This window comes from Micromonospora sp. NPDC049081 (assembly GCF_040648835.1).
Lineage (GTDB): Bacteria > Actinomycetota > Actinomycetes > Mycobacteriales > Micromonosporaceae > Micromonospora > Micromonospora antibiotica.
This window is the reverse complement of record NZ_JBEZEK010000009.1, coordinates 149,694-164,445: the sequence shown is the minus strand read 5'-3', so window position 1 is coordinate 164,445 and position 14,752 is coordinate 149,694. Positions and strand designations below refer to the sequence as shown.

Below are 14,752 nucleotides of genomic sequence, written 5' to 3'. Positions count from 1 at the left end.
TAACATCGGCAGCGTGTACGCCAACCTGGGGGATCGGCAGCGGGCACTCGACCACTACCACCAAGCCCTCCCCATCGCGCGGGAAGTCGGCGACCGAGCCGGCGAAGCCGTCACCCTCAACAACATCGGCCGCGTGTACGACAGCCAGGGGGATCGGCAACAGGCACTCGACCACTACCACCAAGCCCTCCCCATCCAGCGGGAAGTCGGCGACCGAACCGGCGAAGCCGCCACCCTCAACAACATCGGCCTCGTCTACGACAGCCAGGGGGATCGGCAACAGGCACTCGACCACTACCACCAAGCCCTCCCCATCGCGCGGGAAGTCGGCAACCGAGCCGGCGAAGCCGCCACCCTCAACAACATCGGCAGCGTGTACAACAGCCAGGGGGATCGGCAACAGGCACTCGACCACTACCACCAAGCCCTCCCCATCGCGCGGGAAGTCGGCGACCGAGCCGGCGAAGCCGTCACCCGGTACAACATCGCGATGGTCCACCAGGCGGGCGGTGACCTCGACCAGGCGATCCGGGAACTCGAACAGGTGGTCGACCTCGACCGGCAGGTCGGCCACCCCGACCTCGAAGCCGACACCCGTTTCCTCGAACAACTCCGTCAGGAACGCGCGGAAAGCCAGTAGGAAAGCACTTCGGCCACAGCCGAGCGAGACCCTTTCGACGCATCGAAAGGTGTCGTAGTGTGGCGTCTGCAGGTAAGCGCTTTCCAAGCCTGTTGTGGCACTTCGGCGGGCGCTCCTGCGCGTGCGGACGGCTGTCCGCCACCACCACCCCGTCCCATCACCCGTCTCGGAGGACACGTGAGCACACGTGACAACGGCGCGACGTCGCGCCGCCGACGGTGGCAGGTCGCCCTGCTGCCGTTCGCCACCGTAGGGCTGGTCGCCGCCGGCCTGGTCGTCACCCAGACCGGCGCCCAGGCCGCCACCTGGCCCACCGCCAAGAGCACCACCACCGTCACCAGCACCCAGTCGATCAGCGGCACCCGGGACTTCGGTCTGGTGCGCTACAAGGCCGGCGGCGCGATGGGCGACGGCGGTCAGAGCGAGAGCCAGAAACCGATCTTCGAGCTGGCCGACGGCGCGACGATCAAGAATGTGATCATCGGTTCGCCGGCCGCCGACGGCATCCACTGCAAGGGCAGCTGCACGCTGGTCAACGTGTGGTGGGAGGACGTCGGCGAGGACGCCGCCACCTTCAAGGGCGGCTCGTCGGCGAACTACACGGTCGACGGCGGGGGTGCCCGGTCCGCCTCCGACAAGGTGTTCCAGCACAACGGCGGCGGCAAGCTGACCATCAAGAACTTCGACGTCAGCAACTTCGGCAAGCTGTACCGGTCGTGCGGCAACTGCTCGACCCAGTACAAGCGGACCGTCGTCATCCAGAATGTCACCGTGACCGCCCCCGGCAAGGTGCTCGCCGGCATCAACACCAACTACGGCGACACCGCGACGTTCTCGGGCATCACCATCTACGGCGACAGCAGCCGGAAGATCTCCATCTGCGACCGCTACACGGGCAACAGCTCCGGTGCCGAGCCCGTCAAGACGGGCAGCGGGCCCGACGGTACGTACTGCAAGTACACGTCGTCGAACATCGTCTACAAGTAAAGCCTCACCTACAGGTAGGGGTCGGCATCGAAGTGCGACCCCGGCCGAGGCGGGCCGCGCGCGTACCTGAGTGGGCGTGCGCGGCCCGCCGTCAGTATCAGGGCAGTTCACGGCTGCCTTCCGCTCCCAGCCCCGCGCGTCACGGTGATCGACTCGCCTGGGGCGAAGTAGTGGTAACGACCGCGCCCGGTCGCCGCTACTTCGGCCCAGCACAGCGGGCCGTCGGCTACGTTGCGCCGAGTGCCCGTAGCAGGTGATGCATGCCGGAGGACGGGTTGTCGTCGGGAAACGCGGTGCCGTTGTTGGCGTGCCGCATTTCGAGTTGCTCGGCCCGGCGGGCGGCCTGCTTTCGCAGCGGCATATAGATGCTGCTGTCGATGCTCTTGCCGGCGCGGCCGTCAAGCTTGCGGCTCATCTTCTCGGCTTCCGCCGTGTCGACAAACTTGGTGTGTCCGCTGTGGTGCAGGATCAACCACAGCTCGAAGCACGGGTTCGAGATCACCAGCCCGACACCCTTGTCCCGGGCGAGCTGCTTGGCGCGATGCAGGTTCGGATGGTTCTTCGGCCACTCCACGTCGAAGATGCACCAGCATTCGTCCACCTCCGGGTCGGCCAGGCGGTCGGCCGCCATCTGCACAAGCGTGAGCGGGACGCCCTGGTCGGGGTGGATTTCGAGGTTGAGGGCGGTGTTGCCCGCGATTTCGGGCAGCTTCTTCAGCCCGTTGATGTAGTCGGGCTCGGAGTTGATGCCCTCGCAAAACACGACGACCGTGCGCAACTCCGGGCGTCGCGCGACGGTGCGCTTGAGGGGTTTCGTTTCCCGGCGGCGTGGGCTCATCGTGTCGTCAGCCGATCAGACCGAGCGCGCGCAGGAACTCCGTCTGGTCGACCTGGGGAAGTGCGCCGAACCGGCCGTGCAGGTAGGCACTTTCAAGGTTCTGCGACTTCCGTACCCGCTCACCGGCGAACTCGGCGAGCGCGCCGAGCCGGGTGGAGCCGTCAGACTGCTTTTCAGTGAGCCAGACCTCGTCCCGGTTCAGGTGGTTGAGCAGGCTGGTGTCATGCGAGGTGAAGATGAGTTGAGCGCCGTGGGGGTTGGTGACCGGGCTCTGGAAGACCCGCAGCAACTCGGCGGAGAGCGTCGGGTGCAGGCTGGCGTCCAACTCGTCGAAGATGACTATCGACCCCGCCTGTAGCGCGGTCAACACCGCCCCGATCAGGCCGAACCACGTCCTCGTTCCCTCCGATTCAGCGGAAAAGTCGAGCGGCGCCGAGTCATCTCCGGATCTGTGCAGAAGGCGTAGTCGGCGTTGAGTCACGGTCTCACCGTTAGTGGAAGGAACTTCCTGTCTGTCGATGACGACATCTTCGATGCCGAGATCCGCCAGGCGCAGCAGCGCCAGCGCCTGCTGCCGCCTGCTCAGGGTGGACCATTCTTTGCTCTCGTCACCCAGAGCAATTTCTCCCGCGTTGAAGAGGGAGAACAGCAACGGTTGGTCGTTGTCCGGACCATCAAACCACCGGACCGTGTCGGCCCGACCGGAGTATCGTGGTCGCAACCTGTTGTAGAACGCCCCCGAACGGCCTCGGCGCGGCAGTTGGCCGAGCACCTGGATGCGCAGGATCTCTCTGGCGAAATTCGTGACGAGCGGCTCGTCGAAGCGTCGCGCACCGGACAGGGCGAGTGTCCGTTCCGTCAGCAAATCACGAGTTCCGGAAAGTGCGCCCAGACCGCGCTGGAGCTTCAATTCCGAACCCTCCCGCTCAAAAATTCGGCGACGCTTCTTCTCGGGATAGTGAAAAAGCCCCTCGTAGAGGATGTGGCGGGCGTCGAGTTCGACGATGTATTCGAAACGAATGCCGTCAACCGTGGTTTCAATGACGAACTCGCTGGGCCTGGTCGGCCCCGGACCGAAGGCGAAAGGCTCCAGCGGGATCTCGTCTTCCCACAGGCGAAGTGAGTCTTCGACCGCGTCGCGCAGCCAGGCGAGCGCGGCGACGACGTTCGACTTGCCGGACGCGTTCGGTCCGTAGATCGCGGCTCGGGTCAGCAGGCTCTCGCCGAGGTGGGGGGCATCCCGGGCCGCCTCGCGCTCGCGGTCCACCGCCACCATCGACAGCTCGACACCCTCGGCGATCGACCGGTAGTTGCTGGCCTCGAACCTGATAAGCACATCTGCACGCTACCGCAAATCAGACCGCAATCACGGCTGACGTTTCGCAGGATTCTGACGAAAATCAGGCTGTTCCTGCATCGGGGGCGCGGTGTGGTTGGCTTCCGCGTCCCATCAACTGGCACTGATCGAGCACCCATACGCCGGCCGCCGGCAGCCTGTCATCGAGCTTCGGCCACGCGGGACAGCCACGTGCCCCGGCTGTCGGGACGGGGGCTGGGGCACGTCACTGCCGCAGGCGCGTCCCGGGTCGCCCGGCGAACCCGGCTCAGGTGACGGCTTTCCGACTCACTGGCCGCGCCCCGGCCATCGGGGGTAAGAACGATGATGACCGTGTCACCACCCCACGCGGATGACGCCATGGTCCGCCCCTCGGCAACCGTGGCGTCGACCACCGGAGGCAGCAGGAGGAGTGGAGTGGGAGCGGGCATCGCGGACCGGGAACCAGCAGGACCACGCCCTGCCACTCCCACGGCGACGACCACGCTCGCCCGACACGTGGAGGTGCACCGGCTCGCGGTCGCCGGGCAGCAGCCGGTGATCGCACGGGACGTCGGTGACCGGGTGTGCTGGGTGTGGTTGAGTACCTCGCGGTTCGCCGCCGTCGAGGCCATGGCCACCCTGACCCTGACCCTCGGCCCGGACGCCGGTTCCTTCTACGACCGTGGCTCGGCCCGGGCGTCGACCGGTCGACCCCGGGCGGCGCTGGAGGACTACCAGCAGGCCCTGACCATGTACCGGCAGGCCAGCGACCGGGGCAACGAAGCCGCCACCCTCAGCAACATCGGCCTCGTGTACGACAACCTGGGAGATCGGCAGCGGGCCCTGGACCACTACCACCAAGCCCTCCCCATCCGGCGGGAAGTCGGCGACCGAGCCGGCGAAGCCACCACCCTCAACAACATCGGCCGCGTCTACCACAGGCTGGGGAATCACCGGCAGGCCCTGGACCACTACCACCAGGCCCTCCCCATCCCGCGGGAAGTCGGCGACCGAGCCGGCGAAGCCACCACCCTCACCAACATCGGCGGCGTGTACGACAACCTGGGAGATCGGCAGCGGGCCCTGGACCACTACCACCAAGCCCTCCCCATCCGGCGGGAAGTCGGCGACCGAGCCGGCGAAGCCACCACCCTCAACAACATCGGCAGCGTCTACCACAGGCTGGGGAATCACCGGCAGGCCCTGGACCACTACCACCAGGCCCTCCCCATCACGCGGGAAGTCGGCGACCGAGCCGGCGAAGCCACCACCCTCACCAACATCGGCGGCGTGTACGACAACCTCGGGGAGCGGCAGAAGGCACTCGACCACTACCACCAAGCCCTCCCCATCCGCCGCGAAGTCAGCGACCGGGCCGGCGAAGCCACCACCCGGTACAACATCGCGATGGTCCACCGGGCGGACGGTGACCTCGACCAGGCGATCCGGGAACTCGAACTCGTCGTCGCCCTCGACCGGCAGGTCGGCCACCCCGACCTCGAAGACGACACCGCCTTCCTCGAACAACTCCGCCAGGAACGCGCGAAACGCCGGTAATGAAGAGCCTGGCTACGAAATGCTCGCTGTCGGCGAGCGCCGGGCACCAGTCAAGTGTGGCCATGACGTCGGGGGTGGGTCAGATGCGCTACGGGCTGCCCTCGATCTCGGACAGCAATGGTTCCGGTGCCTACCAGCCCACCGTCGAGCCTCAACGAGGTGGAAAGCAGCGTGCCCCGGCCTCCGCGACGGGGGCCGGGGCAGGTCACTGCCGCACTCGGTACGACGGGTGGCGTCAGTTGTGCTTGAGGGAGTCGACGAAGGTGCGCCAGCCGTGGGCGTCGAAGGCGAGGGTGGGGCCGGTCCTGTCCTTGCTGTCCCGGACGGCCACCCCGTTGCGGAGGTCGGCCACCTCGACGCACGCGCCACCGTTGGCGTCGCTGCGGGTGGACTTCCGCCACACAGCGCCGGTGAGATCCGGGTTCGACATGTCAGCCTCTACTTCATCTCGTCGGCGATCCGCAGGATCAGCTTGCGGGACTCCGTTGGCCCCAAAGCCGCAGCCCGGAGTCGGTCCCACAGCCGATTGTAGGCCCGAACCGCCTCGGGGCTGTCAAGGTAATCCGCGTCCGTGAACGTCTCCAGGTAGACGACGTCCGAGGCGACTTCCTCCCCGAACCGGAGAGTGATGAAGTTGAACGAGGAAACCACGTAGGTCTCGGCACCCAGCGGAAAGACCTGGATGGTGATGTTCGGGCGGTTGGCGAGGGTGGCGAGCTGGGATAACTGGTCCCGCATCGCCTCCCGGTCGCCGAGGTTCCGCCGAAGCGCGGATTCGCTGAGGATGAAGCTCAGCTCCGGCCCGTCTGGGCGATCGATGACTTTTTGTCGCTCCAGGCGCACTGCGATCTGCCGCTCCACATCCTCGCTATTGATCAACGCCCTGATGTACGGCTCGGTCTGGAGGATGCCGGGGATGACCTCGGACTGGTACCAGCGGATCTCCGCCGCGTCCGCCTCCAGGTCGAGGTACTGCCGGAACCAGTCCGGCACCACGTTGCGGTACCCGCTCCACCGCCCGCGCTGCCGACCGGCGCGGGCGAGTTCCCGTAGCGGTTCGGCCTCCTCGGCCGACACGCCGTAGAAGTCGAGCAGCAGCTTCAGATCCGTCAGCCGGATGCCGGACTGACCCAGCTCCATCCGGCTGACCTTGCTCGATGCGGAGTCGATGACCTCCGCCGCCTCGTCCTGACTCTTGCCGGCCGCCTCGCGGGCTCGTCTGAGGGCGTTGCCGAGGCGACGTCGCTGGATCGTCGGGGTGACCATCCGGCGAGTATCCCGCCCTTCCCGCCCACGATCCGGCGACACGCCGTGGGTTTCCAAATCAGGGATCACCTCCTAGCATCTGTTTTTAGGTTCCTAAATTAGGGAACCAGAGACAATCTCGGGAGGTCCCCATGGCTCGGCATGCGAAGCACCTGACGCGCTCTGGTCTGCTGGCGAAATGCTGGCCGTTTAGGCGGCGGGTGAACCCGCTCGACCGGCTCCGCCCGGCGACGAACCACGCGGAGCGCGTCGCGGCGTACCGGGTGATAGGGGTGGCCAGAGTGCCCGACCTGCCGGAACGGCCGCTGCTGACGCTGGCGGGGGAATACCGGGCGGGGTGCTGGTCGTGACGGCGCGGCGCGGGCCCGACCACGAGGACCGGGGCGAGCAGATCCAGGCGGCGGAACGTGAGGCGGCGCGGCAACGGATCCTCGCCCAGGCCGAGGCGGAGCGGATACCGGCCGAGGAGACCACCCGGGCGGTGCCGGACCGGCGGTGGCGTCGTGGACAGCAGTGAGCTGCTGCCGGTCGGCCGGCGGGTGGCGTACTGGCGGGGGCGGCGGAAACTGTCGCAGCAGGTGTTCGCGGATCGGCTCGGCCGGTCGAAATCCTGGGTGGACAAGGTCGAGCGGGGTGTCCGGTCGCTGGACAAGGTGTCGACGTTGCGGGACATCGCCACCGTGCTGCGGATCGACACCGCCGTGCTGCTCGGCCGGGACACTCGACCCGCCACGACGACCGCCCGGATCGAAGGGGTGGAGCGGATCCGGGAGGCCCTGTCGGCGTACGACGTCGCGTTGGGTCGACCGACGGGCCGGGTGCTGCCGGCGGCCCGGGTGGTGCGGGACGTCGGGCACGCCTGGGTGCAGTTCCAGCATGCCCGGTACCCGCAGGTGAGCGCCGTCCTGCCGGGTCTGCTGGCCGGCGTGCAGCGGGTCGCCGCCGACGACCACGAGGCGAGCCGACCGCTGCTGGTGGAGGTGTACCGGCTCACCGCGTCGTTGCTGGTCAAGCTCGGTGAGGTCGACCTGGGTTGGCTGGCCGCCGATCGGGCCATGGCCACCGGGTCCGGCGATCCGCTGCTGGTGGCCGCCGCCACGGTGCAGCTCAGCCAGGTGTTCCGCGCCTCCGGGCGGGCCCGGGCGGCGGTGTCGGTGGCGCTCGGCGGCGCGTACCGGATCGCCCTGCTCGGCCCCGACGACGATGGCCCCGGTGAGGTGTCGCTGTGCGGGGCGCTGCTGGTGCAGGCCGCGCTGGGGGCGGCCCGCCGGGGCGACGACCGCGCCGTCGCCGACCTGCTCGACGAGGCCGCCGGGATGGCCGCGCGGGTCGGCGAGGGCCACGACCACCACCGGACGGCGTTCGGGCCGACGGCCGTCGACCTGGCCCGTACCGCCGCCGCCCTCGACCTGGGCCACGCCGGGGAGGCGGTGGCCTGGCACGAGCAGACGACCCGGCGGGACGCCTGGCGGTGGCTGCCGCTGGAACACCGGGCGGCGCACCTGGTCGACGCGGCCCGCGCCTACCTCCAGGCCGACGACCCGACCAACGCCGGCCGGGTGCTGGCCGACGCCGACCGGATGGCACCCGCCGAGGTACGCCACCGGCCCGCCGCCCGGGAAATGGTCGCCCAGGTGGCCCGCACCCCGCAGGCCCCGGCCACGATCGTCACGCTCGCCGCCGCGCTCGGGGTGACCTGACCATGACCGCGCCGCACCTGTCGTTGGCGCAGATCCGCAACCGGTTGGTCCTCACCGCCCGCGCGGTCCTCCGCGCCCACCGCACCGACCCGGACGGCCGCTGCCTGCTCTGCCGGACTGCGGGGTGCCGCGTGGCGACCGCCGCCCGCGACGTCATCCACGCCGCCGCCGCTGTCCGCACGGCCGAGGAGGGCACGAAGAGACACCTGTGCTGATGAGCGGTATGACTGTCCGGCATAAATATGCCAGCCAGGCATATCACTTCCAGTGGATATGCACACCAGCCGCGACACGCCCGACCACCCTCCCCGACCGCCGGGCACGGAGATTTTGGCAGGGAACGGCCCCGGTGGGAGCCTCCGGGATCTCGCGAAGGTCCCCGGCCGGGTCAGTGGGGGCGGATGAGGGAGGCGTAGATGGCGAGGTGCCGCTTGAGGACCACGTCCGGGTGGAAGGTCTGCTCGTACCGCAGCCGGGCCGGGGCGGACAGCAGCGCGGCACCGGCCCGCGCGACCGGAAGCGCGGCGGCCAACGCGGCCGGGTCCGGCGGGACCACCCAGCCGGCGGTGCCGCCGAGCAGGCCGGCCGGGACCGCCGGCGGACCGACCGGCGGCGGGGCGTGACCGGCGACCGCCGAGGCGACGGCGGCCTGACCGGTGCCGGCGGGCTCGTGCGGGGCGTCCGCACCCACCAGGTACGGGATGCCGCCGAGCGCGGTACCGAGGACCGGCCGCCCACTGGCCAACGCCTCGATGATCACCGTGGGCAGCACGTCGTGCCACATCGACGCGGCGATCACCACGGCACTCGCCTCGACGGCGGCGCGCACCCCGGCCCGGTCGAGCTGACCCAGATAGACGACGTCGGCGCGCTCGGCGGCGGCAGCCTCGACCAGCGGGCGCAGCTCACCGTCACCGGCCACCCGCAGCGTGCCGAGGCTGCCCACCGGGTGCCGCCGCCACGCGTCCAGCAGCAGGTCGACACCCTTCTCCGGAGTCAGCCGGGCCAGGAAGAGGAAGCCGTCGCCGAGCGGGGTAGGGGCACCCGGGTCGGGCACCGCGTTGGGCTTGACCACGATCCGCTCGGCCGGGATGCCGTAGTCGGTCAGATGGTCGGCGATGGCCGAGGTGAGCGCAATGAACCGGTCCACCGACCGCCAGGTGCCCCGGTGCACGGCCAGGGTGGCCGCCATCAGCGCGCTCTGCGCCCGCGAATCCCGGTAACAGCGGTGCACGATCGACGGCACCGCCAGCGCCCGCCCTTTGCAGTCCTGGCAGATGACGCCGTCGCGGAAGTAGATCCCCGACGAGCAGACCTGCCGGTAGTTGTGCACCGTCTGCACCACCGGCACCCCGTGTTTGTGCGCGGTCCGCACCACCCACGGCGACAGCAGGGGGTACGGGTTGTGCAGGTGCAACACGTCCGGCCGGTGCTCGGTGAGCAGCCGCGACAGGTCCTGCTGGGCGCGCGGGGCGTAGATCGGTGAGATCGGCAGCAGCGCCTTGGCCGACTTCGGCATCGACGGGATCTCGTCCGAGCTGCGGATGAACGGCAACACCTCGACCCCGGCGGCGGTGAGCTGCCCGATCTCCGAGTCCACCATCGTGTTCTCACCCGACGGCTGGGCTTCCCGGTACCGGTTGTGCGCCACCACGATTCTCACGGGAACGAAGGCTACCGTGAGGGGGTGCCCGAACTACCGGAGGTGGAAGCGCTCGCCGGCTACCTACGTGAGCGAGCCGTGGGGCGACGTGTCGACCGGGTCGAGGTCTCCGCCATCAACGCCCTGAAGACGTACGACCCGGCGCCCACGGCGGTGTCGGGCCGGGCGGTCGTGGACGCCCGGCGACACGGCAAGTACCTCGACGTGATCTTCGACGGTGACCTGCACCTGGTGGTGCACCTGGCCCGCGCCGGCTGGCTGCACTACCGGGAGGCGTTCCCGTCCACCACTCCGCTGCGCCCCGGCAAGGGCCCGATCGCCCTGCGGGTACGCCTCGACGACGGCTCCGGGTTCGACCTCACCGAGGCCGGCACCCAGAAGAAGCTCGCCGCCTACCTGGTGACCGACCCGGCGCAGGTCCCCGGGGTCGCCAAGCTCGGGCCGGACGCGCTCGACGCCGACCTGGCCACCTTCACCGAACGGCTACGCAGCCGACGGGGGCAGGTCAAGGGGGTGCTGACCGACCAGGCGGTGCTGGCCGGGGTCGGCAACGCGTACTCCGACGAGATCCTGCACGCGGCGAAACTGTCCCCGTTCGCGATCACCGACCGGCTCACCGACGACCAACTCGCCACCCTGCACGCGGCCACCCGGGCGGTGCTCGGCGAGGCGGTACGCCGCTCGGCCGGGCACCGGGCGGCGGAGCTGAAGGGCGAGAAACGCTCCGGACTGAAGGTGCACGCCCGCACCGGACTGCCCTGCCCGGTCTGTGGCGACACGGTACGGGAAGTCTCGTTCGCCGACTCCAGCCTCCAGTACTGCCCGACGTGCCAGACCGGGGGCAAACCACTCGCTGACCGTCGGTTGTCTCGCCTCGTACGCTGAGTCACAACCCACCATTGTTACGGAGAGGTATCGCCCGCGGCGCGTGGAACCTCCCCGTCCGCGCTCTACCCCGGTGGCCGTCCATCGGTATAGTGGCTCGGTCCCCGGCTTCGAAAACTGACGTGAAGTCGGCCGGTTCCTCGTTGGCGACCCCAGACGCAAAGCCCCCCGGCTCCGCGTTTGACCCGCCGCCAGCGTGGGAGACTGGAACGGTGGGCGACCCGGGCCCCTCACGGCGAGTGAGCGGCGCGTGTCATGCGGGAGGACATGGGTTGAGGTGACGACAAGCCTCCAGCGCCCGGTAACCAACACAGGCCGGAGCAGACTCGTGCGGCACGTGGACAGCTTCGAGATCCAGCCGCCGACACCGCCGTCACACAACGGGGTGCCCCGGTCGGCCTGGGCTCGCGCCCGACGCCGGGTGTCCCGCTGGCACCGCCCGTACATCGTCGCGCTGCTGCTGCTCGACTTCGCCGCAGCGGCGCTGGCGAGTTTCCTCGCCATCCAGATCTTCGACCAGGCGGCCTCCGGCTTCTACGGCGTGAAGGAGAACCCGACCTGGTTCCACACGGTCGCGTTCGGTCTGCTGCCGCTCGGCTGGGTGGTCATCCTCTGGGGAAACCGGGCATACGACCGGCGTTACCTGGGACTGGGCCCGGACGAATACAAGCGGGTCATCCGGGCCGGGGTCGCGGTCGCCGCGACAGTCTCCTTCCTCGCCTTCGCCACCGTCACGCAGCTCTCCCGGTGGACGGTGGGCTTCGCGCTCCTCGGTGCGCTGGTGCTGGTGCTGGTCGGGCGCATCACCGCCCGGTTTGTGCTGCACCGCATCCGGGGGCGGGCCGGACACGCCGGGCACCGGATGGTGCTGGTGGGCACCCTGCCGGAGTGCCTGGAGGTCTACGTCGCGGTCACCCGCAACCCGAGCGCCGGCCTGGTGCCGGTGGCCATCCACATCACCGACGGGTACGCCGCCGCCCGGGGCATCCAGACCCCCGTCCCGGTGTACGCCGGCCGGGACGTGCTGGCCCTGGTCCGGGAGGTCGGCGGGGACACCATCGCGGTCTGCGGCTCGGCCAGCGCCGAGCCGGGTGAGCTGCGCCGGCTGGCCTGGCAGCTGGAAGGATCCGGTGTCGACCTGGTGGTCGCCCCGCAGCTCACCGACATCGCCGGCCCCCGGGTGCACATCCGCCCCATCGAGGGCCTGCCGCTGCTGCACGTGGAAGAACCGACCCTGTCCGGGCCGGCCCTGCTGGCCAAGAACCTGATGGACCGGGTCGCCGCCGGGCTGGGCCTGCTGCTGCTGGTGCCGGTCTTCCTCGCCATCGGGCTGGCCATCCGGCTCTCCGACCCCGGGCCGGTCTTCTTCCGCCAGCCCCGGGTCGGCCACGAGGGGCGGACCTTCCGGGTCTGGAAGTTCCGCACCATGTACGTCAACGCCGAGGAACGGCTGGCCGGCCTGGTCGACCAGAACGAAACCGACGGCATGTTGTTCAAGATGAAGCAGGACCCCCGGGTGTTCCCGGTGGGCCGTTTCCTGCGGGCCTCGTCGCTGGACGAGCTGCCCCAGCTGATCAACGTGCTGTGGGGGGAGATGTCGCTGGTGGGGCCGCGTCCGCTGCCCGCCGACGACGGCGACTTCCTCGGCGACGTACGGCGGCGGCTGCTGGTCCGCCCCGGGATGACCGGGCTGTGGCAGGTGTCCGGCCGCTCCGACCTGTCCTGGGACGAGGCGGTCCGGCTCGACCTCTACTACGTCGACAACTGGTCGCTGGCGTACGACCTGAGCATCCTGTGGCGCACGGTCGGTGTGGTGCTGGCCCGCAAGGGCGCGTACTGAACCCCTTGGCGTGGCGGCCCGGACAGGTCAGGATCGCGGGGTGGGTGGCAACCTCTCCGCCGTGGTCGGCGTCGTCTCGCTGGTGACCGCGCTCGCCGCCGCGCTCTGGGCGGCGCTGCGGCTACGCGGTCGACGGGGCATCGCCACCGCCACCCAACGGGCCACCTACGAGGTGCTGCACACCGCCGGGCTGGCCGCCGAGCCACTGCGTACCGGGCTGCACCCGGCGGGCGCGGCGAAGGCCGTACGCCATCTGCGGGCCCTGGTGGGGGCGGCCGGGCTGGCGTTGACGGACGCCGACACGCTGCTCGCCCTCGACGGGCGCGGCGGGCACCACGGCGGGCAACTGCTCGCGGCGGCCCGGCGGGTGGCCGAGACCGGGCGGTCGACGGTGCTGGGCGAGTCGGAGCTGCACTGCGACCGGGTGGACTGCCTCGTCCGGGGGGCGGTGGTGGCTCCGCTGTCAGCCGACGGCCGGGTGGTCGGGGCACTCGTCGCGGTGGCCGACGGGCCACCCGAGCCGGGCCTGGTGCAGGCCACCCTGGAGACCGCGCACTGGGCCGGTAACCAGCTCTCGCTGGCCGAGCTGGACTCGTCGCGGGAGCGGCTGGCCCGCGCCGAGATCCGGGCGTTGCGGGCACAGATCAGCCCGCACTTCATCTACAACGCGCTGACCGCGATCGGGTCGTTCGTGCGCACCGACCCGGAGCGGGCCCGGGAGTTGATCCTGGAGTTCGCCGAGTTCACCAGGTACTCCTTCCGGGCGCACGGGGAGTTCACCACCCTCGCCGAGGAGTTGCGCTCCATCGACCGCTATCTGACCATCGAACGGGCCCGGTTCGGCGACCGGTTGCAGGTGCGGTTGCAGATCGCCCCGGAGGTGCTACCGGTGACCCTGCCGTTCCTCTGCCTGCAACCGCTTGTGGAGAACGCGGTGCGGCACGGGTTGTCGCGCAAGCCCGGTACCGGCATGGTGAGCATCGAGGCCCGGGACGCGGGTGCCGAGTGTCACATCACGGTGGAGGACGACGGAGTGGGGATGGACCCGGCCACGCTGACCGCGGGGATCGCCGAGCTGACCCGGGCCGGCAGCGACCCGACCGACGACCCCGGCCAGCACGTCGGCCTGTCCAACGTCGACGAGCGGCTCCGCTCCGTCTTCGGCGACGGGTTCGGCCTGGTCGTCGAGACGGGCCCCGGCTCGGGTACGAAGGTGAGCCTGCGGATTCCGAAGTTCCACCCGGGCGTACGGGCCGGCGCGTGAACGAGCGGGCCGGCACGGTGAACGCGTCCGGGTTCCTGCGGGTGCTGGCCGTCGACGACGAGCCACCGGCGCTCGACGAGTTGGCGTACCACCTGCGGGCCGATCCCCGGGTGGCCCGGCTGCACACGGCCGGGGACGCCACCGAGGCGCTGCGGGTGCTGCGGGACACCGACGTGGACGTGGTCTTCCTCGACATCCGGATGCCCGGACTCGACGGGATGGAGCTGGCCCGGGTGCTGCGCCGGTTCGCCCGGCCGCCCGCGATCGTCTTCGTCACCGCGTACGACGACGGGGCGGTCGACGCGTTCGACCTGGGTGCCACCGACTACGTCCGCAAGCCGGTACGCGCCGAACGGCTCGCCGAGTCGCTGCGCCGGGTGATGGGCTCGCGGGTGGTGCCGTCGCACCCGGCGGCGCTGGCCCGCGCGGAGGAGGACCCGACGATCCCGGTGGAGTTGGCCGGGACGACCCGGATGCTGCCCCGCTCGGCGGTGCGCTGGGTGGAGGCGCAGGGCGACTACGCCCGGCTGCACACCGCCGACGGGTCGCACCTGGTCCGGGTGTCGCTGGCCACCCTCGCCGAACGTTGGGCGGACGCCGGTTTCGTGCGCATCCACCGGTCGTACCTGGTGCAGTTGCGGCTGATCGCGGAGCTGCGCCTGGTCAACTCGGGGTACGTGGTGCTGATCGACGCCGCCGAGTTGCCGGTGAGCCGCCGGCACACCCGGGAGCTGAAGGACAAGCTGGTCCGGGCCGCCAAGCAGGACTGGAACCGCTGACCCCGGGTGCGCGAA

The 14,752-nt window shown here is 70.1% G+C and carries 15 protein-coding genes; 10 read left to right on the top strand and 5 right to left on the bottom strand.

Translation table 11 applies throughout. The features are described from left to right. Both AB0B63_RS16075 and AB0B63_RS16070 read left to right on the top strand, forming a co-directional pair. Positions 1-640: tetratricopeptide repeat protein (locus AB0B63_RS16075; protein WP_357018996.1), on the top strand; the 640-nt coding region annotated here is incomplete at its 5' end. A 177-nt stretch (positions 641-817) separates the two neighbouring features. Further along, on the top strand, positions 818-1,627 hold the full coding sequence (locus AB0B63_RS16070; RefSeq protein ID WP_357018993.1) for a pectate lyase: 810 nt from the start codon (positions 818-820) through the stop codon (positions 1,625-1,627). Between the two features lie 226 nt (positions 1,628-1,853). Here the strand turns inward: AB0B63_RS16070 and AB0B63_RS16065 are convergent, their stop codons facing one another. Continuing rightward, a complete protein-coding gene (locus AB0B63_RS16065; protein WP_357018990.1) occupies positions 1,854-2,465 on the bottom strand; it encodes an RloB family protein in 612 nt (203 codons plus the stop codon). Between the two features lie 7 nt (positions 2,466-2,472). Continuing rightward, the gene (locus AB0B63_RS16060; RefSeq protein WP_357018987.1) at positions 2,473-3,801 is read right to left on the bottom strand and encodes an ATP-binding protein; all 1,329 of its coding nucleotides are present in this window, start codon (positions 3,799-3,801) and stop codon (positions 2,473-2,475) included. A gap of 498 nt (positions 3,802-4,299) precedes the next feature. Between AB0B63_RS16060 and AB0B63_RS16055 the strand changes: the two genes are divergently transcribed. Next, positions 4,300-5,340 (top strand): tetratricopeptide repeat protein, encoded by a 1,041-nt coding sequence (locus tag AB0B63_RS16055; RefSeq protein WP_357018984.1) that lies wholly within the window; start codon positions 4,300-4,302, stop codon positions 5,338-5,340. 235 nt (positions 5,341-5,575) lie between these two features. On the opposite strand, the gene AB0B63_RS16050 is transcribed toward AB0B63_RS16055, so the two are convergent. Both AB0B63_RS16050 and AB0B63_RS16045 read right to left on the bottom strand, forming a co-directional pair. Beyond that, entirely contained in the window at positions 5,576-5,770 is a 195-nt protein-coding gene (locus AB0B63_RS16050) for a DUF397 domain-containing protein (protein ID WP_357018980.1), read from the bottom strand. An 8-nt stretch (positions 5,771-5,778) separates the two neighbouring features. Beyond that, the gene (locus AB0B63_RS16045; protein ID WP_357018978.1) at positions 5,779-6,606 is read right to left on the bottom strand and encodes a helix-turn-helix transcriptional regulator; all 828 of its coding nucleotides are present in this window, start codon (positions 6,604-6,606) and stop codon (positions 5,779-5,781) included. Positions 6,607-6,952: 346 nt separating this feature from the next. Between AB0B63_RS16045 and AB0B63_RS16040 the strand changes: the two genes are divergently transcribed. Genes AB0B63_RS16040 through AB0B63_RS16030 form a run of 3 tightly spaced genes read left to right on the top strand, consistent with a single transcriptional unit; the run spans position 6,953 to position 8,521 of the window. Further along, positions 6,953-7,123 carry a hypothetical protein gene (locus AB0B63_RS16040; RefSeq protein WP_176739070.1) on the top strand — a complete coding sequence of 57 codons (171 nt, stop codon included), beginning with the start codon at positions 6,953-6,955 and terminating at the stop codon, positions 7,121-7,123. After that, on the top strand, positions 7,110-8,306 hold the full coding sequence (locus AB0B63_RS16035) for a helix-turn-helix domain-containing protein (protein WP_357018974.1): 1,197 nt from the start codon (positions 7,110-7,112) through the stop codon (positions 8,304-8,306). The genes AB0B63_RS16040 and AB0B63_RS16035 overlap by 14 nt, the downstream gene beginning before the upstream one ends. A 2-nt stretch (positions 8,307-8,308) precedes the next feature. Then, on the top strand, positions 8,309-8,521 hold the full coding sequence (locus AB0B63_RS16030) for a hypothetical protein (protein WP_357018971.1): 213 nt from the start codon (positions 8,309-8,311) through the stop codon (positions 8,519-8,521). Between the two features lie 173 nt (positions 8,522-8,694). On the opposite strand, the gene AB0B63_RS16025 is transcribed toward AB0B63_RS16030, so the two are convergent. Beyond that, positions 8,695-9,969, bottom strand: coding sequence for a glycosyltransferase (locus AB0B63_RS16025; protein WP_357018968.1), 1,275 nt, complete (start codon positions 9,967-9,969; stop codon positions 8,695-8,697). Positions 9,970-9,993: 24 nt separating this feature from the next. Here AB0B63_RS16025 and AB0B63_RS16020 point away from each other — a divergent pair, with 24 nt between their 5' ends. The 4 genes from AB0B63_RS16020 (at position 9,994) to AB0B63_RS16005 (ending at position 14,737) form a co-directional block, all read left to right on the top strand. After that, the gene (locus AB0B63_RS16020) at positions 9,994-10,854 is read left to right on the top strand and encodes a DNA-formamidopyrimidine glycosylase family protein (RefSeq protein WP_357018965.1); all 861 of its coding nucleotides are present in this window, start codon (positions 9,994-9,996) and stop codon (positions 10,852-10,854) included. Positions 10,855-11,182: 328 nt separating this feature from the next. After that, positions 11,183-12,694 carry a sugar transferase gene (locus AB0B63_RS16015; RefSeq protein ID WP_208565079.1) on the top strand — a complete coding sequence of 504 codons (1,512 nt, stop codon included), beginning with the start codon at positions 11,183-11,185 and terminating at the stop codon, positions 12,692-12,694. Between the two features lie 40 nt (positions 12,695-12,734). Further along, positions 12,735-13,958 (top strand): histidine kinase, encoded by a 1,224-nt coding sequence (locus AB0B63_RS16010; protein WP_357018962.1) that lies wholly within the window; start codon positions 12,735-12,737, stop codon positions 13,956-13,958. A 17-nt stretch (positions 13,959-13,975) separates the two neighbouring features. After that, positions 13,976-14,737, top strand: a complete 762-nt coding sequence (locus AB0B63_RS16005) for a LytTR family DNA-binding domain-containing protein (protein WP_088643667.1) — start codon at positions 13,976-13,978, stop codon at positions 14,735-14,737. The last annotated feature ends 15 nt before the right edge of the window (positions 14,738-14,752 follow it).

Coding starts and splice junctions, on each gene's coding strand:
- AB0B63_RS16065 (WP_357018990.1), bottom strand. CDS start 2,465: ATGAGCCCACGCCGCCGGGAAACGAAACCCCTCAAGCGCACCGTCGCG.
- AB0B63_RS16050 (WP_357018980.1), bottom strand. CDS start 5,770: ATGTCGAACCCGGATCTCACCGGCGCTGTGTGGCGGAAGTCCACCCGC.
- AB0B63_RS16045 (WP_357018978.1), bottom strand. CDS start 6,606: ATGGTCACCCCGACGATCCAGCGACGTCGCCTCGGCAACGCCCTCAGA.
- AB0B63_RS16030 (WP_357018971.1), top strand. CDS start 8,309: ATGACCGCGCCGCACCTGTCGTTGGCGCAGATCCGCAACCGGTTGGTC.